The organism is Acidovorax sp. GW821-FHT10E04 (assembly GCF_059415185.1).
Map to the genome: position 1 here is coordinate 345,922 of NZ_JBWKMT010000005.1, position 21,603 is coordinate 367,524.

A 21,603-nucleotide genomic window follows, 5' to 3' on the forward strand; every position below is an offset into this window, starting at 1 on the left:
GTGTCTGCAGTGGACACGAAGCGATCCATGGCGATGGAGAAAACCCCCATCGCCATGAACACGGGAACGCCCCGCACGGCAACGCTCTGCGGCGCTGTCTGTGTGGGGCGTGGTGTAAAAATCCATGGTGGTGTGATGCGAAAGGCGCTAGTCCCAGGACAGCGCACCACCGGACTGGTATTCAATAACCCGGGTCTCGAAGAAGTTGCGTTCCTTCTTGAGGTCAATCATCTCGCTCATCCACGGGAACGGGTTCTCTTCGTTGGGGAACAGCGTTTCCAGTCCGATCTGCGTGGCACGGCGATTGGCGATGTAGCGCAGGTAGCCCTTGAACATGGACGCGTTCATGCCCAGCACGCCGCGGGGCATGGTGTCTTCGGCGTAGCGGTATTCCAGCTCGACCGCCTTGAGGAACAGCGCCTTGATCTCGGCCTTGAATTCGGCGGTCCAGAGGTGCGGGTTCTCGAGCTTGAGCTGGTTGATCAGGTCGATGCCGAAGTTGCAGTGCATCGACTCGTCGCGCAGGATGTACTGGTATTGCTCGGCAGCGCCGGTCATCTTGTTTTGCCGGCCCAGTGCCAGGATCTGCGTGAAGCCGACATAGAAGAACAGGCCTTCCATCAGGCAGGCGAAAACGATCAGCGACTTGAGCAGCGTCTGGTCGTTTTCGGGGGTGCCGGTGTGGAAGTTGGGGTCCATGATCGCTTCGATGAAAGGGATCAGGAACTGGTCCTTGTCACGGATCGACTGGACTTCGTTGTAGGCGTTGAAGATCTCGGACTCGTCCAGTCCGAGCGACTCCACGATGTACTGGTAGGCGTGCGTGTGGATGGCTTCTTCAAAGGCCTGGCGCAGCAGGAACTGGCGGCACTCGGGCGCCGTGATGTGGCGGTAGGTGCCCAGCACGATGTTGTTGGCGGCCAGCGAGTCGGCGGTCACGAAGAAGCCGAGATTGCGCTTGATGATGCGGCGCTCGTCATCGGTCAGGCCGTTCGGGTCCTTCCACAACGCGATGTCGCGCGTCATGTTCACTTCCTGCGGCATCCAGTGGTTGGCGCAGGTGGCGAGGTACTTTTCCCACGCCCACTTGTACTTGAACGGGACCAGCTGGTTGACGTCGGTCTGGCCGTTGATGATGCGCTTGTCGGCGGCATTGACGCGCCGATGCACTGCAGTGGACTCCGCCACTTGCGGGCCGGCCGCGGCCGTTGCGGCCGCAGCAACGGGTTGCAGCGAGGGGGACTGAAAAGACAGAGGCGGTTGCCCCGCCGGGCGGTTGTTTTGCAGACCGCCGTCCAGTTGATTTTGCGATGAGGGCTTGACTTCTTCGTCCCAGGTCAACATAGATTTTCCAGTGTTCGGATTATGAAAGCAGTGCTGCGAAAAGAAAAGCACTGAAGCGTTGTGTGGCAACGATTTGTTGCTTCACAGCACATGCGCAACGCCTCGGATGTGTCGAGGCGTTGCGCGCGAAGTCCTTATTGGCAGGCTTCGCAGGTTGGATCGTCGATTGCGCAGAACTTGATGTCCGTGGCGGGCAGCGCGGCGGCCTGCGCGGCGGCCGCTGCCGCGGCGGCTTCCAGCGCGCTGGGCTTGGCCTGCGGGGACGCGGAGGCCTGTGGCGCACCGCCGTCGTTGCCGGACGAAACCGCGTTGAGCTGGCGCGTGTTCACGGTGCTCATCTCGACGTGCGTGGCGCTCTGCGTGCGCAGGTAGTAGGTGGTCTTCAGACCGCGCACCCAGGCCAGCTTGTAGGTGTCGTCAAGCTTCTTGCCCGATGCGCCAGCCATGTAGATGTTCAGGCTCTGCGCCTGGTCGATCCATTTCTGGCGGCGCGATGCGGCCTCCACCAGCCAGTGGGGCTCCACCTCGAAGGCGGTCGAATACAGCGCCTTGATGTCTGGCGGCACGCGATCGATGGGGTGCAGGGAGCCCTTGAAATGCTTGAGATCCATGATCATCACGTCATCCCACAGTCCCAGGCGCTTGAGGTCGCGCACCAGGCCGCCGTTGATGACGGTGAATTCGCCCGACAGGTTGGACTTCACGGACAGGTTGCCGAACGAGGGCTCGATCGATGCATCCACGCCGATGATGTTGGAGATGGTCGCGGTGGGCGCGATGGCCACGCAATTCGAGTTGCGCATGCCGTCCTGTGCGATCTTCTTGCGCAGGGCGTCCCAGTCCAGGGTGGAAGAGCGGTCCACTTCCACATACCCGCCCCGGGCATCCGACAGCATGTCCAGCGTGTCGAACGGGAGGATGCCGCGGTCCCACAGCGAGCCCTTGTAGCTGGAGTACTGGCCGCGTTCCCGTGCCAGTTCGGTGGAGGCCCAGTAGGCGTAGTAGCAGATGGCTTCCATCGACTTGTCGGCGAACTCCACGGCCTCTTGCGACGCGTAGGGAATGCGCAGCTCATACAGGCTGTCCTGGAACGCCATCACCCCCAGGCCCACCGGGCGATGGCGCAGGTTGGAGTCGCGCGCCTTCTTGACGGCGTAGTAGTTGATGTCGATCACGTTGTCGAGCATGCGCATGGCGACCTTGATGGTCCTCTTGAGCTTGTCATGGTCGATCTGGCCGTCCTTCAGATGCTGCAGCAGGTTGACCGAGCCGAGGTTGCACACGGCGGTCTCGGTGTCGCTGGTGTTCAGCGTGATCTCGGTGCACAGGTTGGACGAGTGCACCACGCCGGCGTGCTGCTGGGGCGAGCGCACGTTGCAGGCGTCCTTGAACGTGATCCAGGGGTGGCCGGTCTCGAACAGCATGGTCAGCATCTTGCGCCACATGTCGGTGGCCTGCACCGTCTTGGAAGGCTTGATCTCGCCGCGCGCGGCCTTTTCCTCGTAGGCCACGTAGGCTTTCTCGAAGTCGGCGCCGAAGAGGTCGTGCAGGTCGGGCACGTTGGAAGGGGAGAACAGGGTCCAGGTGCCCTTTTCCATCACGCGGCGCATGAACAGGTCGGGAATCCAGTTCGCCGTGTTCATGTCGTGCGTGCGGCGGCGGTCGTCGCCCGTGTTCTTGCGCAGCTCCAGGAATTCTTCGATGTCGAGGTGCCAGGATTCCAGGTAGGTGCAGACAGCGCCCTTGCGCTTGCCGCCCTGGTTCACGGCCACGGCCGTGTCGTTGACGACCTTGAGGAAAGGCACCACGCCTTGCGATTCGCCGTTGGTGCCCTTGATGTGGCTGCCCAGCGCGCGCACCCGGGTCCAGTCGTTGCCCAGGCCGCCCGCGAACTTGGACAGCAGTGCGTTTTCCTTGATCGACTCGTAGATGCCGTCCAGGTCGTCGGGCACCGTGGTCAGGTAGCACGAAGACAGCTGCGAGCGCAGCGTGCCGCTGTTGAACAGCGTGGGCGTGCTGGACATGAAGTCGAACGACGAGAGCACTTCATAGAACTCGATGGCGCGGGCTTCGCGGTCGACTTCGTTGAGGGCCAGGCCCATGGCCACGCGCATGAAGAAAGCCTGGGGCAACTCGATGCGCGTCTTTTTGACGTGCAGGAAGTAACGGTCGTACAGGGTCTGCAGTCCGAGGTAGTCGAACTTCAGGTCGCGGTCCGCCTGCAGGGCGGCGCCCAGGCGCTGCAGGTCATATTGCAGCAGGCGCTCGTCCAGCAGCTCGTTTTCCACGCCCTTCTTGATGAATTCGGGGAAGTAGTCGATATAGGCTTGTCCCATCGCGCTCTGGGTCACCTCGCGGCCCAGGACTTCGCGCACGATCGTGTGCAGCAGCAGGCGGGCGGTGGCGTAGGTGTAGTCGGGGTCTTTTTCGATGAGCGTGCGGGCCGCCAGGATGGAGGCCTTGTAGACCTCGTCCATGGGAACGCCGTCGTACAGGTTGCGCATGGTTTCGGCAACGATGGGGTCTGCGCTGACGTCCGCGCCAAGATTCACGCAGGCCGACTCGATCAATGCCTGCAGCCGGTGGAGGTCGAGGGCAACGCGTTCTCCGCCGTCCAGCACGTGGAGCAGCGGAGCGGGGGCGGACGGAGCCTGCTGCTCGACCTGGCGTGCACGCTCCTGGGTGCGGCGCTCGCGGTACAGCACGTAGGCGCGGGCAATCTCATGGTGGCCGCCACGCATCAGTCCGAGTTCCACCTGGTCCTGCACATCTTCAATATGAAAGGTGCCGCCTCCGGGGCGCGACCGCACCAGGGCGCGGGTGACATTCTGGGTCAGGGTGTCCACGACTTCGCGCACGCTGGCGGACGCGGCGCCTTGTGTGCCATGCACCGCCAGGAAGGCCTTCATCATCGCCACCGCGATCTTTTGCGGCTCAAACGGCACCACCGCCCCGTTGCGGCGGATGATCTGGTAGTGCGCCAGCGAGTTGGCCGCCGACGTTGGCGCGGGCTGCGAAGCCGGAGCTTGCGCTGGGTTGGCGTGGGTGGTGGAAGGCGTAGTCAAAGCAGCTTGCATGGGTGTCCTCTTCTGTGGGCTGTCTGGGATGTGTGGCGCGGGGCGTGAAGCCGCCGCAAGGTGTGAGTGATGGGCCGGACTTCTGTCTGCCGCACACTATATATGGTGTGTCAGGTGCATTCAAGACACTACCGGTAGTGTACCGCCCCAAACCCCTGGGAAAAGGGAAACAGCATGTTTTCAATGCTGCGAGTTCTTGCGATGACCCCGCTGGAATCCCTTGTCCCACCGAAAAAGCAGCAGCGAATCCGCGCCGCGGCGGGCGATTCGGGCGGTTTTTCTTCGCGAGGCCGCGTGGAGCTTGGCGATGCGGCTTTGTGCGGTTGCACAAAGAAAAAGTTGCTGTGACGCGGCGCTGCGACAGCGCGTTCAGCTGGCGGCCAGGATGGCGGGCCGGGTCGCCGCGGGAAAACGGTGCGGAGGCCAGCGCAACGCCTTTTGTACCTTCACCCAGTCGAAGCCGGGGCCGGGATCCTGCTTGCGCCCGGGCGCTATGTGCTCATGTCCCGCAATGTGCGCGATGGGATAGCGCCGCGCGATGTCCTGGCAGAGAGTGGCCAGCGTCCGGTACTGGGCGGGTTCGAACGCCAGGCCCTCCAGGCCCTCCAGCTCGATGCCGATCGAGTCGTCATTGCACTGGCTGCGCCCGCGGTAGGCCGACTGGCCTGCGTGCCAGGCCCGCAGATCGCAATCCACGAACTGCCAGAGCGCACCGGTGCGCTCGATGAAGAAATGCGACGACACCGCCAGTCCGCGGATGCTCTGGTAGTAGGGATGGGCATCCCAGTCCAGGGTGTTGGTGAACAGCTGTTGTACTGCACCCCCCCCGTACTCGCCCGGCGGCAGGCTGATGGAATGCACCACGATCAGGTCGATGGCGGACCTGGCCGGTGCCGGGCGCGTGCCATGGTTGGGGGATGGGAGCCTCGTGGCCGCGCGGTGCCATCCGCCGTCCCACGGCGGTGGGTCCGCCGGCGCTGCCTCCTCAGCCCACGTCGTCATGCGGGTCCTGGTCGTTGGGCACGGCGATGTTCAGCCGGGCGATCCTGTAGCGTATCTGGCGCAGGCTGATGCCCAGCCGGGCGGCGGTGGCGGTCCGGTTGAAGCCCGCCTCGCGCAGGGCGCGGATCAGGATGTCGCGCTCCTGCTGGTCAAGCCATGCCTGAAGATCGCTGGGCAGCGTCACCAGGCTGCCCGCGCCGGGCGGCGGCGCGGCCGGGTAGGTGCTCTGCGGGTCGGCGGGGGACGGCATCGCGGGCGCTGGCGCCGCCCGTGTCCTCGGGGACTCGGCGGTCCCCCCCGAGGGCCCGTCCACATGCAGCTCTTCCCCATCGCTGAGCGCCACGGCCCGGTGCAGCAGGTTTTCAAGTTCCCGGACGTTGCCGGTCAGCGGGTGCGCGGCGATGGCGTGGAGCGCGCTGTCGGTCAGCGGGGGGACCGGCATGCCCGATTCCTGCGCGATGCGCGAGAGCAGCGCGGCGCACAGCACCGGCAGGTCCTCGCGCCGCTCGCGCAAAGGGGGGATCAGGATCTCGATCACGTTGAGCCGGTAGTACAGATCCTGCCGGAAGCGGCCCGATTGCACATCGGCGGCCAGGTCGCGGTGCGTGGCGCTGACGATGCGCACATCCACCGTCTCCTCCTGCGTCGAGCCCAGGGGCCGCACGCTGCGCTCCTGGATCGCACGCAGCAATTTGGACTGCATGGCCAGGGGCAGGTCGCCGATCTCGTCGAGAAACAGCGTGCCGCCACGGGCTGCCTGAAAGTAGCCGTCGCGATCCTGGGCGGCGCCGGTGTAGGAGCCCTTGCGGGCGCCGAAGAACTCCGCCTCGAGCAGGTTCTCGGGAATGGCACCACAGTTCACGGCCACCAGCGGGCCATCCGCGCGCTGGCTGCTGGCATGCAGGGCCTGCGCCACCAGTTCCTTGCCCGTGCCTGATTCACCGTGAATCAGCACGGGCGCCATGCCGCGCGCGACCTTGGCCACCCGCTGCTTGACGTTGCGGATCGCCTCGGAGGTGCCCACCAGCCGGTCCAGGGCGGTGCCCGCCGCCAGGGGATCCGCGCCGGCCGGCGCCGGCCGGCCTTGCACTCCACCGCTGCGCGCGGCCCGGGGCGCGGGGACACCACCCGTGCCCTGCACCGCGGAGGCGACAACCGACCGGAACTGCTTGAGGTCCACCGGCTTGGTCATGTAGTCGAACGCGCCGGAGCGCAGGGCTTCCACGGCGTTCTCGGCCGACCCGTAGGCCGTCATGACCACGCAGCGTTCGCGGCGCTGCTGGTCGCGCAGGTCCTGCAGCAGTTCCATGCCGAACCCGTCGGGCAGGCGCATGTCGGTGATGACGGCATCGAACCGGTGGGCCTTGAGCTGCTCGCGTGCCTCCTGCACGCTGGACGCAGTCTCCACACGATAGCCTTCGCGCAGCAGCGTCAGCTCGTACAAGGTGCGCAGGTCGGGTTCGTCGTCCACGACGAGGATGGAGGCGGCAGGGGCGTTCATGGCAATGCGTTTCAGACCACGATGGTGTCAAACAGCGTGGCGGCTTCGGTGGGGCGTGTGGTGCGGCGAAAGCCCACGGTGAAGGCGTTGCCTCCCACCTCGCCCCGCAGGGTGGTGCGGGTAAGCCGCTGGTAGCTGATGGACGCCCCATGGCGCTGGCACAGCTCGCGGCAAATATACAGGCCCAGGCCGCTGGAGCGGCTTTCGGATGAAAAGAAGGGCTCGAACAGGTGGCGCTCCACCGATTTGTCCATGGGGGCGCCGTCGCTCCAGACTTGCAGGCTGATCTGTCCCGACGGCAGGGCCCGGGTGGTCACCGTGAGCGAATCGGGCTCCTGGCCCATGTAGCGCAGCGCATTGTCCAGCAGGTTCACGAGCACGCGGCGCAGATGCTCCGTGTCGAACTCCACCTGGGTATTGCCCGCTTCGAGCATCACCACCGCGCGGCGCTGCAGGGGGTCCTGCGCCTGCCAGTCATTCCAGACCAGCGCCACGGTTTCGTCCAGCGGTAAGGTGGATGCCGGCGCGTGGCTGATCTGGTGCTGCACGCGGGCGATGTCCAGCACCTCTTCGGCGATGCGGGCCAGGCGGTCCGCATTCTGCTGCACCATGCGCGCCAGGCGTTTCTGGGCGGGGTCGTGCAGGTCTTCCTCGAGCAGGGCGTTGGCCTGCACGATGGCGGCCAGCGGGTTGCGGATCTCATGCGCCACGGCGGCGGACATGCGGCCCATGGCGGCGAGCTTTTCCGTGCGCAGCCGGGCTTCCATCTCCCGCAGATCGTGCAGGAACATCACGCACAGGCGCTCGGTCTGCGCCTGGCGCGCGGCTTCGCGCGTCGAGGTCAGCCAGGTGCGCACATGCAGTCCGGTGGGGCTCTGTCCAGGATGGAGCAGGTCCACGTCCGCGGTCTGGGAATGTTCCTGGCGGAAAGTCCTCCGTGCCAGCGTGACCAGCGGGTTCCAGGGCGTCTCGGACGACAGGATGAAGGGCAGTTCGGGCAGGGCCGAGCCGCCGAGAAGCTGGAGCCCGGCGGGATTGGCAATGCGCACCACATCGCTTTCGTCCACCACCAGGACCCCGTCGGTGAGGTTCTGGATGACCAGCGCGCTGACCTGGGTCTGCACCCGGGCGGCGACCTGGCTTTGCTGCGCCACTTCCTGCTCGCGGGCCAGGCGGGTCGCGAGCTGGTGCACGAGGTAGCTCACGATGAAGTAGCCCGTGCCAGTCAGCGCGCTTTGCAGGTAGCGCGGCGCATCGTCGCCCGCGGTGCCGGAGCCCATCCACCAGGCCCAGCCCAGCAGCAGCAGCGTCACGCCCGCCGTGGTGCCCAGTGCCAGGGTCAGGGTCCCCAGCACGGCCGCCATCAGGATGGGCAGGCCAAACAGGGGGGTGTAGTTCATGGTGCCCGCATGCAGCAATTGCAGCGCGGCGATGGCGGCGAGGTCCACCCCGATGGAGGGCAGCCATTGCGGGCCGGCCCCCGGCGACGGCGGGCGGTGCCTTGCCAGGATGCGCAGCAAGGTGGTGGCCGCGAGATACAGCGCACACACCACCAGCACGACCGGCTCCGTGGCCTGGTTGATGGCCTGGCCCGCACCTTGCAGCACGAGGAGAGCCAGAGCCACCATGACGCGGCCGGTCAGGAATCCCCGCCACAGCCGCACGAACGGCGCCTCGACCACGGATGTGAAGGTGCTGGCGGACAGCGCTGGCATGGCCGGTCTCAGGCCGGACCCAAGCGCCGGTGCTCGGCGCAGCAGTAGGCCTGGGGGCCGACCATCAGCGCTTCGGCCTGGGGAACGTGAACGCCGCAGTGGGCACAGGCAAGCATGTCTTGCGGAAGCGCCAGGGGCGGGGGTCTGGAAGACTCCGCGCCGGTCGCGCGGCGTCCGCGCCAGATACCGATGGCAACGACCAGCACCACCAGCAAGACCAGGTATTTCATGCGTTGCGGCCCAGAACGACTTCCATGACAAAGCGGGATCCCACGTAGGCCAGCAGCAGCAACGCCGAGCCTGCGTACAGCACGCGCACCGCATTGCGGCCCCGCCACCCGAAGCGCGCACGCCCCACCAGGAGGGTGGCGAACGTGAGCCAGGACAGCAGGGAGAACACAGCCTTGTGGTCCCACCGCCAGGCCCTTCCATACAGCGTGTCGCCAAACAGCCAGCCCGCCAGCAGGGTCGCGGTCAGCAGGATGAAGCCCGCGGTCACGAAGCGAAAGGTCAGGCGTTCGAGGGTCAGCAACGGAATGCCGCTGTGCGGGTCTTCGGCCTGCCGGATATGGCGCTCGGCGCGGGTCATGAGCCATGCATGCACCACGGCGGCGCCAAAGAGGCCGTAGCAGGCGATGCCCAGCGCCAGGTGCAGGGGCAGCCAGGCGGAGGCCGCGACATGCAGGGGCTGGCCCGGGAAAACCAAGGCCAGCACCACGGCGATGGCGCCGAGCGCGGCCAGGATCCACCGGGCCTGCATCTGCGGAAACAGCTGCCGTTCCACCGCATACACCGTGAGCACGAGCCAGGCCGTCATCGACAGGGCCGGGGCAAAGCCAAAGCGGGGCGCCTCGCCCCAAAGCCCCCACACCAGCACCGCGCCATGCAGTATCCAGGCGACCAGCAGCGCATTGCGTGCTGCCGCGGCCCCCAGCCGCGAGGCGGCTGCGGCGGGCACGGCGTATGCCACGGCCGCGGCCAGGGCCAGCAGCCAGCTGACGGGGGAAGCACTGGGTAAAATCATGGGTACAGTTTAGCCTTTCGCCCCACCGCCAGCGCCCTGGCGGGCCCGCGTGCACAACGACAGCGTTGATGGCGCGCAGGCAATACCGGAACTTCTCCTATGGCCTCCGCCCTTACCGACAAACTCACGCGCCTCGTCAAGGAGATGCGTGGCCAGGCCCGCATCACCGAGTCCAACGTCACGGACATGCTGCGCGAGGTGCGCATGGCCCTGCTCGAGGCCGACGTGGCCCTGCCCGTGGTGCGCGACTTCATCGCGCGCGTCAAGGAAAAGGCACTGGGCCAGGAGGTGCTGGGCTCGCTCAAGCCGGGCCAGACGCTGGTGAGCATCGTCAACCGCGAACTCGCCGCCACCATGGGCGAAGGCGTGGCCGACATCAACCTGGCTGCGCAGCCGCCGGCCGTGATCCTGATGGCCGGCCTGCAGGGGGCGGGCAAGACCACCACCACGGCCAAGCTGGCCAAGCACCTGATCGAAAAACGCAAGAAGAAGGTGCTCACCGTCTCGGGCGACGTGTACCGCCCGGCGGCCATCGAACAGCTCAAGACGGTGACGAAGCAGGCCGGTGCCGAGTGGTTCCCGAGCACACCGGACCAGAAGCCGCTCGATATCGCGCATGCCGCGCTCGACTACGCCAAGAAGCACTACTTCGATGTGCTGCTGGTCGATACCGCTGGCCGCCTGGCCATCGATGAAGCCCTGATGAAGGAAATCAAGGACCTGCATGCGGCGCTGAACCCGGTCGAGACCCTGTTCGTGGTCGATGCCATGCAGGGCCAGGATGCGATCAACACGGCCAAGGCCTTCAAGGAGGCGCTGCCGCTCACCGGCATCGTGCTCACCAAGCTCGATGGCGATTCGCGCGGCGGTGCGGCGCTGTCGGTGCGGCAGATCACGGGCGCGCCGATCAAGTTCGCGGGCGTGTCCGAGAAGCTCGACGGCCTGGAGGTGTTCGATGCCGAGCGCCACGCGGGCCGCATCCTGGGCATGGGCGACATCGTGGCGCTGGTGGAGCAGGTCACGGCGGGCGTGGACATGGAGGCAGCGCAAAAGCTGGCGGCCAAGGTCAAGAGCGGTGACGGCTTCGACCTGAACGACTTTCTTTCCCAGATCCAGCAGATGAAGCAGATGGGCGGGCTTTCCAGCCTCATGGACAAGCTCCCGTCCCAGCTCACCGCCAAGGCCGGCGCCATGGACATGGACAAGGCCGAGAAGGACATCAAGCGCAAGGAGGGCATCATCCAGAGCATGACGCCGCTGGAGCGGCGCAAGCCCGACCTCATCAAGGCCACGCGCAAGAAACGCATCGCCAACGGCGCGGGCGTGCATGTGCAGGAAGTCAACCGCCTGCTCAAGGAGTTCGAGCAGATGCAGGGCATGATGAAGAAGATGAAGGGCGGCGGCCTGATGAAGATGATGAAGAAGATGGGCGGCATGAAGGGCCTGGGCGGGGGCGGCATGCCCAAGATGCCCTTCTGAGATAGAGAAATTTTGGCCTCTGGCGCTGATGGATAAAGCGCGAAAAGCTATAAAAAATATAGCAAAATAAAAAGCCGGCATGCATGCCGGCTTTTTTTGTGGGCGATGTGATCGCGAGGAGGCGACGGACTAGGCTGCCTTCAGCATCGGCTGTGCCAGGCGGCTGGCATGCAGCCATGCGCGGCGCAGCACGGGGGGCGACCAGGACTCCTCGGGAATCAGCAGCAGGCGCTGTGCGCGCATCGCCTTGCCCAGCGCGATCTGGCTGGTGAGCACGGCCAGCGGAATCGCCAGCGCCAGCGGCAGGCCCACGGGCATCAGCCACAGGAGGGCGCTGCTGTCGATCAGCGCAACACCCAGCGCCAGCAGGCCGATCACCACGCTCATGGGGGCCAGCTGGCGCACGGCATGGAGCCAGGGCACGGCGTGGGCCTCGCGCGGAGGCGATTTCCATTCCAGCTTCAGGCCCGTGAGCGCGATCAGTACGAACAGCGAATGCGCCAGCATGCGGATGGGGGCCTGCAGGATGGCCAGCACGCTTTCGAGCGCGGCGCTCTTGAGCAGGCTGAAGGCGCCGCCATACTCCTTTTGCTCGCGGCGCATGAACACCGCGGCCACGCCCAGGATGCGAGGCAGGAACAGCATGCACAGCGTCCATGCCCACAGCGAGAGCAGTTCGGCCGGCAGGATGTGCCAGTCGGCCACGAGCTTGGCGCCCGAGAGCCACAGCGCCGTGCCCAGGGTGAGGAAGGCCAGCCACAATGGGGCCGAGAGGTAGGCCATGGCGCCCGTGATGAACATCGAGCGGTGCACGGCGTGGAGGCCGGGCTCGGCCATGAGGCGAGCGTTCTGCAGATTGCCCTGGCACCAGCGGCGGTCGCGTTGCAGTTCGGCCAGCAGGTCGGGAGGCTGTTGCTCGTAGCTGCCGACCAGGTCGGCCACCAGCCACACGTGGTAGCCCGCGCGGCGCATCAGGGCTGCTTCCACGAAATCGTGCGACATGATGCCGCCCGCCAGACCGCCCTTGCCCTTGATGGGTGCGAGTGCGCAATGCTCCATGAAAGGAGCTACGCGGATGATGGCGTTATGGCCCCAGTAGTGGGATTCGCCCAGCTGCCAGTACTGCATGCCCAGGGTGAACAGGCGGCCTGTGACGCGCGAGGCGAACTGCTGCGCGCGGGCGTGCAGCGTGACGTGGCCGATGGCCTGCGTGGCTGTCTGGATGATGCCGGCGCCCGGGTTGGCTTCCATCAGCTTGGCCATCGAGACGATGCAGTCGCCGCTCATCACGCTGTCGGCGTCCAGCACCACCATGTAGCGGTAGTCCTTGCCCCAGCGGCGGCAGAAGTCGGCCACATTGCCGGCCTTGCGGTGCGTGCGGCGGGTGCGCAGGCGGTAGTACACCTGCACTTGCGGCTGCTGGCCGTGCTGGGCGAGGGCATCGCGCAGCGCCTCCCATGCGGCACGCTCGGCCTGGGCGATGGCGGGGTCGTAGCTGTCGGACAGCACGAACACGTCGAAGGTGGCACCGTGGCCGGTGGATGCGACCGACTCGCACGTGGCCCGCAGCCCGGCAAACACCGTGGCCACATCTTCGTTGCAGATCGGCATGATGATGGCCGTGCGTGCGTCGGGCGCCAGTTCGTGCTCCAGCACGCTGCGCACGGACAGCGCGTGCCGGTCACCGCGCAGCATCACCCAGAAACCCATCAGGCCGGTAAGGAAACCGGTGACCACCCAGGCGGAGAGCAGCGCAAACAGCGCGATCTGGCCGTACCCCAGCCAGGCGTTTTCATAGTCGGGCTGCACGCCCGCAAACAGAAAGCTGGCCAGGGCCGTGGTCAACGCGGTCAGCACGGCAAAGGTCCAGCGGCGGCGCTGCGCGGCGCCCTCCCAGGCCTGGGCCACGGCGGGGGCCGCGGGCAGGGCCGGGTGGGGCGCTGCGCTGCGGCCTGTCAGGCGCAGCAGGAGGGCGGTGCCCATGCTGTTCCAGAAGCCGCGCCAGGGAAGCGGTGCCATGGAGCCCCGGTTGACCGGGGGCGCGGTCACGGCATTGGGGTGCCGTTCCTCGCGCAGCGTGCTGCGGGGGATGCCGACAGTCCGGTGCTGCTGTAGGGGGCTTACTCGGGAAGAATGATGTGCGTCCATGTTTCACTCACAGCGTGGTTGTCGTGTTGAAGAAAAGCGCGCAGCTCGATCGGGCGATCGGCCTTTTGGCGCTGTACGCGAACGGTCATGCGCCACTGCTCGGTGGCGGGATTGCGGTAGACGATGTTTTCAAGCACCTTGCCGTTGGCGTCGCTGGTCACCACGGCCTTCACGGTGGCGTCGGCGGGCAGGGCCTTGAGGGCGGGGCCGTCGAAATCGACCACGTACTGGGCCTGCTGGCGCAGGGCCTCGGCGGTTTGTTTGGTGTAGCCCATGCCCCGGCGCGATTGCGTGGCCCAGGCCCCGGGGGGGCGCTGCTGCTCGTCGCCCTGCCAGCTCAGCTCATAGGCAAATTCCAGGGGCTGGCCGGGGGCCGGCATCTGGGCCGGAACCCAATACGCCACGATGTTGTCATGCGTTTCGTCGGGGGTGTGGAGCTGCACCAGTTCCACGCGGCCAGCGCCCCAGTCGTGCAGGGGGCGCACCCAGGCGCTGGGGCGGCGCTCATACCGGGCTTCCACGTCCTCATAGTTCGACCACTGGCGGTCGCGCTGCATCAGGCCAAAGCCCTTGGGGTTTTGGGTGGCAAACGATGTGACCAGTGTCTGCCTGGGGTTCTGCAGCGGCCGCCACAGCCATTCGCCCTCGCCCGTGGCGATCATCAGGCCGTCGGAGTCATGCACTTCGGGCCGGAAGTCGTCCTTGCGGGGCTGGTTCTCGCCAAAGAAGAACATGCTGGTCAGCGGCGCGACCCCGAGCGTGGCGATGGGCTTGCCGGAGCCGGGCCGCACAAAAATGCGGCTGCGCACGGTGGTGGTGGTCTGCGCGCCGGGCTGGATGTCGAAGCGGTAGGCGCCGGTGGCGCGCGGCGAATCCAGCAGCGCGTACACCGTGACCTGTGTGGACAAGGGGTCGGGCCGTACCAGCCAGAACTCGGTGAAGCGCGGGAACTCCTCGCCGTTGCCGCCCACGGTGTCGATGGCCAGCCCCCGGGCCGACAGGCCGTACTGCTGGCCCTTGCCCAGCGCGCGGAAGTAGCTCGCGCCCTGGAAGACCACCAGCTCATCCTTGTAGGCGCTGGAGTTGAGGTGGTTGTGCAGGCGAAAGCCCGCAAAGCCCAGGTCTCCCCAGGCCTCAGGCCGCACCTGGTTCTTGCCATAGTCGAAGTCCGCACGGCTGTAGCCGATGTGGCGCGCGCCCTGCGGCGTGACTTCGTTGATCAGCACCGGCTCTTTCTGGTACAGGCCCAGGTGGAAGAACATGGCCTCGAACGGCAGCTTCTCGGTGCGCCACAGGGCACGGTCGGGGCGCCAGCGGATGTCGCGCACCTGGTCGTAGTTGAGTTTTGCGAGGTCGGCGGGCAGCTTGTCGCTGGATGCGCGATACGGCTTCTGTGCCCGCTCCCGGGCGAGGCGGGTGACGCTGTCGAAATCGAAGCCTTGCGCCTGCGCAGTGCCTGCGAGCAGGGCGGCGGCCAGCGCCATCACGGCCCGCGGGAGGCGGCCGATGGCGCGTGAACGGAGAGAAAAAACAGCTTGCATGCTGGAACTAGGGCAAACCCTGTGCCAGCTTGAAAAAACTGTTCTAAATCAAATGCTTAGGCCATCAACTGCATGTAAGCAGATGTGCAGCCCCGCCATGGGAGCCGAAATACCGGTTTTTTGTCGCCATCTGGCGACAGCGAATGGGGTCGCTGCTAAAAAACCAAGATAAATCAAATACTTAGTCGTGTCGCCCATCGGCGACGTCGTCGTTGTCCGTGGCGTCATTCTTGAAGTTTCCGGGGGTCAGCGCGTGTTTTTGCAGCAGCCGGTAGAACTCCGTGCGGTTGCGCTGCGCCAGGCGCGCCGCATCGGCCACGTTGCCGTCCGTCATCTTGAGCAGGCCCACCAGGTACTCGCGCTCGAAGCGTTGCCGGGCTTCGGCAAAGCTCAGCACCTGGGTGGACGGCGTGCGCAGTGCGCGCTGCACCAGCGTCAGGGGCACCAGAGGGGTGGTGGACAGCGCGCACACCTGCTCGACAACGTTGTAGAGCTGGCGCACATTGCCGGGCCAGGCGGCCAGGGTCAGGGCCTTGAGCGCCTCGGGCGCAAAGCCTGACAGGCGCTTGTCGTACTTGCGCGCCAGCTTGTCCAGAAAGTGGTTGGCCAGCAGCGCGATGTCCTCGCGCCGGTCTGCGAGGGTGGGCAGCATCAGCGTGACCACGTTCAGGCGGTAGTACAGGTCTTCGCGGAACTGGGCCGTGGCCATCGCCGCCTCCAGGTCGCGGTGCGTGGCCGAGATGATGCGCACGTTGATCGGGATCGCCTGGCTGGCCCCCACGGGGCGCACCGCGCGCTCCTGCAGCACCCGCAGCAGCTTGACCTGCAGTGCGGGGGGCATGTCGCCGATCTCGTCCAGCAGCAAGGTGCCGCCTTCGGCGGCCTGGAACAGCCCCTTGTGGTTGCTCACCGCGTCGGTGAAGGCGCCCTTGACGTGGCCAAACAGTTCGGACTCCAGCAGGGCCTCGGGGATGGCGCCGCAGTTGACCGCCACAAAGGGGTGGCTCGCACGGGGGCTGGCGCGGTGGATGGCCTGGGCCAGCAGCTCCTTGCCCGAGCCGCTGTCGCCCAGCAACAGCACGCTCGCATCCGACTGGGCCACCATGTAGGCTTCGGCCAGCAGGTCGGTCATGCGGTTGGAGCGGCTCACGATCTCGGCGCGCCATGCCTCGTTGGCATGGGCATGTGCCACCGCAGGGGCGCTGAGCGCCAGGGCCTGGGCGATTTTCTCGAGCAGCTCCTTGCCGTCGTAGGGCTTGGTGAGGTAGGTGAACACCCCGCGCGACGTGGCTTCCACCGCATCGGGAATGGTGCCGTGGGCGGTGAGCAGGATGACCGGCAGCGAGGGGTGGCGTGCACGCACTTCGTCGAACAGCGCGAGTCCGTCGCGCCCTGGCAGGCGCACGTCGCTCAGCACGAGCTGGGGGCGCGCCATGTCGAGCTGGGCCAGCGCGGCCTCGGCCGAGCCCACGGCCACCACGTCGTATCCGGCGGCATGGAGCCGCAGGGACAGCAGCCGCAGCATGTCGGCGTCATCGTCCACCACAAGAATGCGGGCGGCGGGCGTTGCGCGGGAGGGGCGGGGAGTGGCTGCCATGGTCGTTGTCTCGCAAGCTCAGGGGGCCGGGCGCTGCGGGCTGCTGCCCGGGGTTGATGCCGGTGTGGCAGGAAGCGGGGCGGGGCGCGTGGTCAGGCTGCGTTCGATGGCGCGCACGGCCTCCAGCCGTTCGTTGAGCTGGTCGTTGCGGCGCTGTGCATCGCGCAGTTGTTGTGCCTGCCGCTCCAGCTGGTCTTCAAGCCGGCGTTGCTGCAGCAGCCGTGCCTCCATGAGGCGCGCCAGGGGATGCAGGGGCTGCGCCGCGGCAGCGGTGTTGCCCATCACGCGCTGCACCAGCCCGAGGGCACGTGCCGTATCGACGGGCTGGCGTGTCTGCGCAAGCGCAACAGCCAGGAGAAGCGGGGTTTCCGCCGTCGCGTCTTCCGCCTCGCCGAGGCGGGCGATTTCCCTGGCCAGTTCTGCAGCGGGCATGCGCAGCGTCCGGTCGGCCTGGGCCAGCACCTGCAGCACCGGTTCGGCGGCCTGGGTTGTGCCGGCGGCCGCGGCCTCGCCCGCCGGGAAGGACTCCGGTGCGTCCGGGGCCGGGGCGGCAACCGCCACGACGGGGGCGGGCGCTCCTGCCGCCGCTGCTGCCGCCTTGGGCGAGGTGGCATTGCAGCCCGTCAGCACGAGCGCTGCGGCCAGCGGCAAGATCCATGCAGGGGAATTCAGGGCTTGCTGGCCGGCAGGGCGGCAAGGGACATAACTAGGCGGCATGTGGTAGTTCCATGCGAAAAAAGGAGTGGACGCCGTCTTCCACCAGCCGCACGCGGCCACCGTGGGCAACAACGTACTCGTGGACGATCGAAAGCCCGATGCCGGTGCCTCGCACTGCATCGTCGGGCTGGCGTATGCCCCGGTAAAAGGGTTCAAACACGCGGTCGCGGTCGGCGCTGGCCACCCCGGGCCCCTGGTCGGAGACATCCACGCGCACGTGGTCGGCGTGGCGCGAGAGGGACAGCCGCACCGTTCCGCCCTTGGGGGAGAAACGGATGGCGTTGGACAGCAGGTTGCTGACGGCCGAGGCGATTTTGTCGGCATCGATCTGCAGGGACACAGCCGGTCCCTCCATCAGCACGCGCAGGCCACGGGCCTGCCATTGCAGGCGCTGGGCCTCCACCTGGGCCTCCAGCAGCGCAAGCAGATCGGTGTCGCGCCGCTGCAGCTGGCGTGCCTCGAACGCCGCGGCATTGAAGCGCAGCAAGGCTTCGATCTCCCCCTGCAGCACCAGCGTGTTGTGGTGCAGGATCTGCGTCACTTCGCGCTGGCCGGCGTTGAGCTCGCCGGTCACGCCGTCCTGCAGCAGCGCCACGCCTTCCCGCAGCGCGGCCAGGGGGGTCTTGAGCTCGTGCGAGACATGGCGAAGAAAGCGGGCCTTGTCGGCGTCCAGCTCCAGCAGCCGCAGCCGCAGCCATTCCAGTTGCTGACCGACCCGGCGCACGTCGTCGGGGCCCGAGATCACCACGGGCGCCTCGAGCTGGTTCTCTCCCAGCCGCCGGATCGTGCCTTCGAGCCGCTTGAAGGGGCGGGCGAGCCAGATGCCCAGCGCCAGGGCCAGCACCAGGGCCAGGACGATCACCCCCACCACCTGGTGGGTCACGCTGCGGCGGCTCGCCTCGACCCGGTCCTGCAGTTCACGGTTGCGCTGGGCATTGATGTCCTGCACCGATTGCGCAATGGTGGTGTGCAGCGCCTCCAGCGTGATGAATTCTTCCGCCACCAGCCGCTCGTTCTCCAGCGCCCGCTCTGGCGGGGCATCGAGCAGATCCTTGACGGCGTCCAGATGCCTGCGCCATTGCGCGGACTGCTCTTCGGGGAGTCCGCCCTTGTGCAGTTGGTCGAGAACGGCCAGCGCCTCCACGGACATCTCGTTGAAGCTGCGGCGCAGCGGCGCATCCCGCAGCACCAGGGACTGGCGGGCCGCGCGCTCCAGCGCCTGCCCACGCTGGTTCAGCGCCTGGGCGGCCGTGCTCAGGGCTGTTGCCTCCGCGCCGCCGTGGCGGCTTTGCACCATGAGCTGTTCCAGCGTATAGAGCGCCCGCAGGGAGCTCACGCCCAGCAGGCCCGCTATGAGCAGGAACGCCAGGAGCAGCAGTTGCTGAAACGAGAGGCCATGCAGAGGGCCGTCGACCTTCTGCGAATCCGCGTGTGGCAGGTGTTCAGGCATTGCCACGGGTGTCTGCTGCGTCTCAGGCGGCGTATGCCGCCTCGTGGGTGCGCACTTCGCCGCGCAGGGTATAGGCCTTGGCCTCGGTGATCGTTACATCCACCATCTGCCCCACCAGGCGGGGCTGGCCCACAAAGTTGACCACGCGGTTGCATTCGGTGCGGCCCATGAGCTCGGTGGCGTCGCGCTTGGAGGCGCCTTCCACCAGGATGCGCTGCACCGAGCCCACGCGGCTTTCGCTGATGGATTTGATGTTGGCGTTGATGACGCCTTGCAGGTGTTGCAGGCGGCGCAGTTTCACGTCGTGCGGCGTGTCGTCGTGCAGGCCGGCGGCGGGCGTGCCGGGGCGCGGGCTGAAGATGAAACTGAAGCTGTTGTCGAAGTGGATGTCGTCGATGAGCTTCATCATCTTGTTGAAATCGTCCTCCGTCTCGCCGGGAAAGCCCACGATGAAGTCGCTGCTCATGGCCAGGTCGGGGCGGATGGCGCGCAGCTTGCGCACCGTGCTCTTGTATTCCATGGCGGTGTAGCCGCGCTTCATGGCCATCAGGATGCGGTCGCTGCCATGCTGCACGGGCAGGTGCAGGTGGCTGGCCAGCTTGGGCAGCCTGGCGTAGGCCTCGATCAGGCGGGGCGTGAATTCGTTGGGGTGGCTCGTGGTGTAGCGGATGCGCTCGATGCCCGGGATGTCGGACACGTATTCGAGCAGCAGCGCGAAGTCGGCGATCTCTGCCGTGCCCCCCATCTTGCCCAGGTAGGCGTTCACGTTCTGGCCCAGCAGGGTGATTTCCTTCACGCCCTGGTCGGCCAGGCCCGCCACTTCCACCAGCACATCGTCGAACGGGCGGCTCACCTCTTCGCCGCGCGTGTAGGGCACCACGCAGTAGCTGCAGTATTTGCTGCAGCCTTCCATGATGGAGACAAAGGCGCTCGCGCCCTCGACCCGCGCCGGGGGCAGGTGGTCGAACTTCTCGATCTCGGGGAAGCTGATGTCCACTTGGGGCTTGTCCAGGCGTTCGCGCTGGTTCAGCATCTCGGGCAGGCGGTGCAGGGTCTGCGGGCCGAACACCACGTCCACATAGGGCGCGCGCTTGATGATCTCGGCGCCTTCCTGGCTGGCCACGCAGCCGCCCACGCCGATCTTCACGCCGCGCGCCTTCAGGTGCTTGATGCGGCCCAGGTCGCTGAACACCTTCTCCTGCGCCTTCTCGCGCACCGAGCAGGTGTTGAACAGAATGAGGTCGGCTTCGTCCACGTTCTGCGTGGGCTCGTAGCCCTGGGCGGCATTGAGCACGTCGGCCATCTTGTCCGAGTCGTACTCGTTCATCTGGCAGCCGAAGGTTTTGATAAAGACTTTTTTGGCCATGGCGGGCTCGCGATCAGGAAAGGGATAAGGCGGGGCGCCCGGCGCTCCGCAAGCATGCATTCGGCTGCGCGGTTGCGCAGGGCGCAGCCGCCGTGTTACTTCTTGATGGGGTCGGATTCCGCGCGGTAGTTGCGCTCGACCGTGTCACTGCCCTTGCGGGGTTGTTCGGCTTCACCCTGGGTCAGGATCCAGGCGGTGATCAGCATGCCGGTGCTGTTTTCGATGACGTAGTTCACCTTGTAGCTCTGGCCCAGCACCGTGTGCGCCATCACCAGCGTGTTCTGCGGGCTCAGCAGGCGCATGCCGGGTGCCATGCGGATGGTGCGGCCGTTGAGCGTGGCTTCCGACACCGTATTGAGGGTCAAGGTGCCGCGCAGGGCCGCATCAGGGAACGTGCGCATGCCTCCGAGGCCAGGCTGTACCTGGGCGGTGGCGGGCAGAGCGGCGTACACGAGGGCGCAAGCGAGCCCGGCGACGATGTGGTGGCGTAGGTTCCGTGCGGGAACGCGGTGGGGAACAGTGCAGCGATTCATGGTTTACATCCAGGGGCTGAAGGGAGAATTCTAGGGCGGACCTGCCGTTGGGGGTGCGTGAGCCAGCAAACCGTCCGAGGCGGGAAATGACCCCATCGGCTGTGGAGGGGCCTGCGCATTGTCAGGGCCAGCCCAGGCAACACGAAAGCCCGGCACCAAAGAAAAACCCACAGTGGGTTGCCGCACTGTGGGTTGGATGTGGTGGTCGTAGGTGGACTTGAACCACCGACATCAGCATTATGAATGCTGCGCTCTAACCAACTGAGCTATACGACCGTAGCCCCAGATTATAGAACAAAAATTATTGGTGTGTGAAGTTCGCTGTGCGTTTGTTCATGAAAGCGTCCATGCCTTCCTTCTGGTCCTGGGTCGAGAACAGGGCGTGGAAGAGGCGGCGCTCGAACATGACGCCGTCCGACAGGCTGCCTTCGAAGGCGCGGTTGACGGACTCCTTGGCCGCCATCACGGCGATTTGCGAGAAGCCTGCAATGATGATCGCGGCGCCCAGCGCCTCGTCCATGAGCTTGTCGTAGGGCACCACGCGGCTGACCAGCCCGGCGCGCTCGGCTTCCGCGGCGTCCATCATGCGGCCCGTCAGGGCCATGTCCATGGCCTTGGCCTTGCCGACGGCGCGCGGCAGCCGCTGCGTGCCACCCGCGCCAGGGATCACACCCAGCTTGATTTCAGGCTGGCCGAACCGGGCGTTGTCGGCGGCGATGATGAAGTCGCACATCATGGCCAGCTCGCAGCCGCCCCCCAATGCAAAGCCGCTGACGGCGGCGATCACGGGCTTGCGGATGGACCGGATGGCCTCCCAGTTGCGGGTGATGTAGTCGCCCTTGTAGGTGTCCGCAAAGCTGTACTTCGCCATCGCTCCAATGTCCGCGCCCGCCGCGAACGCCTTTTCGCTTCCCGTGACGATGATGCAGCCGATCTTCTCGTCCGCGTCGAAGGCCTTCAGCGCGGTGCCCAGTTCGTTCATGAGCTGGTCATTCAGCGCGTTGAGCTGCTTGGGGCGGTTGAGCGTGATGATGCCAACCTTGTCCGCCTCGGTGCGGACCTCGATGGTTTCGTAGGACATGGAAATCTCCTGGATTTATAGGTGGTTA

At 66.3% G+C, this 21,603-nt stretch carries 17 protein-coding genes and 1 tRNA gene; 2 read left to right on the forward strand and 16 right to left on the reverse strand.

All coding sequences use genetic code 11. From position 1 onward, the window contains the following. Positions 1-147: 147 nt before the first annotated feature. The gene (locus tag AC07OC_RS17840) at positions 148-1,344 is read right to left on the reverse strand and encodes a ribonucleotide-diphosphate reductase subunit beta (protein WP_218339686.1); all 1,197 of its coding nucleotides are present in this window, start codon (positions 1,342-1,344) and stop codon (positions 148-150) included. 134 nt (positions 1,345-1,478) lie between these two features. Beyond that, a complete protein-coding gene (locus AC07OC_RS17845; RefSeq protein ID WP_218296055.1) occupies positions 1,479-4,421 on the reverse strand; it encodes a ribonucleoside-diphosphate reductase subunit alpha in 2,943 nt (980 codons plus the stop codon). Between the two features lie 174 nt (positions 4,422-4,595). Here AC07OC_RS17845 and AC07OC_RS17850 point away from each other — a divergent pair, with 174 nt between their 5' ends. Further along, complete coding sequence (locus AC07OC_RS17850; protein WP_218296054.1) at positions 4,596-4,769, forward strand: hypothetical protein; 174 nt, start codon at positions 4,596-4,598, stop codon at positions 4,767-4,769. A 21-nt stretch (positions 4,770-4,790) separates the two neighbouring features. On the opposite strand, the gene ampD is transcribed toward AC07OC_RS17850, so the two are convergent. From ampD to AC07OC_RS17875, 5 genes are read right to left on the reverse strand one after another with little or no spacing between them, the layout of a single operon-like run. Further along, positions 4,791-5,423, reverse strand: coding sequence for a 1,6-anhydro-N-acetylmuramyl-L-alanine amidase AmpD (ampD, locus tag AC07OC_RS17855; protein WP_218339685.1), 633 nt, complete (start codon positions 5,421-5,423; stop codon positions 4,791-4,793). After that, positions 5,407-6,924, reverse strand: a complete 1,518-nt coding sequence (locus AC07OC_RS17860) for a sigma-54-dependent transcriptional regulator (protein WP_218339684.1) — start codon at positions 6,922-6,924, stop codon at positions 5,407-5,409. Before AC07OC_RS17860 ends, ampD begins: the two co-directional genes overlap by 17 nt. Before the next feature lie 11 nt (positions 6,925-6,935). Next, positions 6,936-8,639: a two-component system sensor histidine kinase NtrB gene (locus AC07OC_RS17865; RefSeq protein ID WP_218339683.1), complete on the reverse strand. Its 1,704-nt coding sequence runs from the start codon at positions 8,637-8,639 to the stop codon at positions 6,936-6,938. An 8-nt stretch (positions 8,640-8,647) separates the two neighbouring features. Beyond that, the gene (locus AC07OC_RS17870; RefSeq protein WP_218339682.1) at positions 8,648-8,869 is read right to left on the reverse strand and encodes a PP0621 family protein; all 222 of its coding nucleotides are present in this window, start codon (positions 8,867-8,869) and stop codon (positions 8,648-8,650) included. Next, complete coding sequence (locus AC07OC_RS17875) at positions 8,866-9,663, reverse strand: cytochrome C assembly family protein (RefSeq protein ID WP_218339681.1); 798 nt, start codon at positions 9,661-9,663, stop codon at positions 8,866-8,868. Before AC07OC_RS17875 ends, AC07OC_RS17870 begins: the two co-directional genes overlap by 4 nt. Before the next feature lie 99 nt (positions 9,664-9,762). Between AC07OC_RS17875 and ffh the strand changes: the two genes are divergently transcribed. After that, positions 9,763-11,142, forward strand: coding sequence for a signal recognition particle protein (ffh, locus tag AC07OC_RS17880; protein WP_218296048.1), 1,380 nt, complete (start codon positions 9,763-9,765; stop codon positions 11,140-11,142). Positions 11,143-11,271: 129 nt separating this feature from the next. On the opposite strand, the gene mdoH is transcribed toward ffh, so the two are convergent. The 9 genes from mdoH to AC07OC_RS17925 all read right to left on the reverse strand — a co-directional run bounded on the left by mdoH (position 11,272) and on the right by AC07OC_RS17925 (position 21,575). Beyond that, positions 11,272-13,290, reverse strand: a complete 2,019-nt coding sequence (gene mdoH, locus AC07OC_RS17885; RefSeq protein WP_369643322.1) for a glucans biosynthesis glucosyltransferase MdoH — start codon at positions 13,288-13,290, stop codon at positions 11,272-11,274. Then, a complete protein-coding gene (locus AC07OC_RS17890) occupies positions 13,263-14,774 on the reverse strand; it encodes a glucan biosynthesis protein G (protein ID WP_494601934.1) in 1,512 nt (503 codons plus the stop codon). Before AC07OC_RS17890 ends, mdoH begins: the two co-directional genes overlap by 28 nt. Before the next feature lie 238 nt (positions 14,775-15,012). Next, the gene (locus AC07OC_RS17895) at positions 15,013-16,428 is read right to left on the reverse strand and encodes a sigma 54-interacting transcriptional regulator (RefSeq protein ID WP_218339680.1); all 1,416 of its coding nucleotides are present in this window, start codon (positions 16,426-16,428) and stop codon (positions 15,013-15,015) included. An 18-nt stretch (positions 16,429-16,446) separates the two neighbouring features. Continuing rightward, entirely contained in the window at positions 16,447-17,079 is a 633-nt protein-coding gene (locus AC07OC_RS17900) for a hypothetical protein (RefSeq protein WP_218339679.1), read from the reverse strand. Positions 17,080-17,134: 55 nt separating this feature from the next. Then, positions 17,135-18,595 carry a sensor histidine kinase gene (locus AC07OC_RS17905; RefSeq protein ID WP_218339928.1) on the reverse strand — a complete coding sequence of 487 codons (1,461 nt, stop codon included), beginning with the start codon at positions 18,593-18,595 and terminating at the stop codon, positions 17,135-17,137. Between the two features lie 22 nt (positions 18,596-18,617). After that, complete coding sequence (gene miaB / locus AC07OC_RS17910) at positions 18,618-19,961, reverse strand: tRNA (N6-isopentenyl adenosine(37)-C2)-methylthiotransferase MiaB (RefSeq protein ID WP_218296045.1); 1,344 nt, start codon at positions 19,959-19,961, stop codon at positions 18,618-18,620. Between the two features lie 95 nt (positions 19,962-20,056). Next, entirely contained in the window at positions 20,057-20,494 is a 438-nt protein-coding gene (locus AC07OC_RS17915) for a hypothetical protein (RefSeq protein ID WP_218296044.1), read from the reverse strand. A 199-nt stretch (positions 20,495-20,693) separates the two neighbouring features. Then, positions 20,694-20,770: transfer RNA gene (locus AC07OC_RS17920), tRNA-Met, on the reverse strand. 25 nt (positions 20,771-20,795) lie between these two features. Next, the gene (locus AC07OC_RS17925) at positions 20,796-21,575 is read right to left on the reverse strand and encodes an enoyl-CoA hydratase (protein WP_218339678.1); all 780 of its coding nucleotides are present in this window, start codon (positions 21,573-21,575) and stop codon (positions 20,796-20,798) included. Positions 21,576-21,603 lie beyond the last annotated feature (28 nt).

Coding starts and splice junctions, on each gene's coding strand:
- ffh (WP_218296048.1), top strand. CDS start 9,763: ATGGCCTCCGCCCTTACCGACAAACTCACGCGCCTCGTCAAGGAGATG.
- AC07OC_RS17925 (WP_218339678.1), bottom strand. CDS start 21,575: ATGTCCTACGAAACCATCGAGGTCCGCACCGAGGCGGACAAGGTTGGC.
- AC07OC_RS17915 (WP_218296044.1), bottom strand. CDS start 20,494: ATGAATCGCTGCACTGTTCCCCACCGCGTTCCCGCACGGAACCTACGC.
- AC07OC_RS17875 (WP_218339681.1), bottom strand. CDS start 9,663: ATGATTTTACCCAGTGCTTCCCCCGTCAGCTGGCTGCTGGCCCTGGCC.
- ampD (WP_218339685.1), bottom strand. CDS start 5,423: ATGACGACGTGGGCTGAGGAGGCAGCGCCGGCGGACCCACCGCCGTGG.
- AC07OC_RS17890 (WP_494601934.1), bottom strand. CDS start 14,774: ATGGCGCTGGCCGCCGCCCTGCTCGCAGGCACTGCGCAGGCGCAAGGC.
- AC07OC_RS17870 (WP_218339682.1), bottom strand. CDS start 8,869: ATGAAATACCTGGTCTTGCTGGTGGTGCTGGTCGTTGCCATCGGTATC.
- AC07OC_RS17845 (WP_218296055.1), bottom strand. CDS start 4,421: ATGCAAGCTGCTTTGACTACGCCTTCCACCACCCACGCCAACCCAGCG.
- AC07OC_RS17865 (WP_218339683.1), bottom strand. CDS start 8,639: ATGCCAGCGCTGTCCGCCAGCACCTTCACATCCGTGGTCGAGGCGCCG.
- AC07OC_RS17850 (WP_218296054.1), top strand. CDS start 4,596: ATGTTTTCAATGCTGCGAGTTCTTGCGATGACCCCGCTGGAATCCCTT.
- mdoH (WP_369643322.1), bottom strand. CDS start 13,290: ATGGACGCACATCATTCTTCCCGAGTAAGCCCCCTACAGCAGCACCGG.
- AC07OC_RS17905 (WP_218339928.1), bottom strand. CDS start 18,595: ATGCCTGAACACCTGCCACACGCGGATTCGCAGAAGGTCGACGGCCCT.
- AC07OC_RS17895 (WP_218339680.1), bottom strand. CDS start 16,428: ATGGCAGCCACTCCCCGCCCCTCCCGCGCAACGCCCGCCGCCCGCATT.
- AC07OC_RS17860 (WP_218339684.1), bottom strand. CDS start 6,924: ATGAACGCCCCTGCCGCCTCCATCCTCGTCGTGGACGACGAACCCGAC.
- AC07OC_RS17840 (WP_218339686.1), bottom strand. CDS start 1,344: ATGTTGACCTGGGACGAAGAAGTCAAGCCCTCATCGCAAAATCAACTG.
- miaB (WP_218296045.1), bottom strand. CDS start 19,961: ATGGCCAAAAAAGTCTTTATCAAAACCTTCGGCTGCCAGATGAACGAG.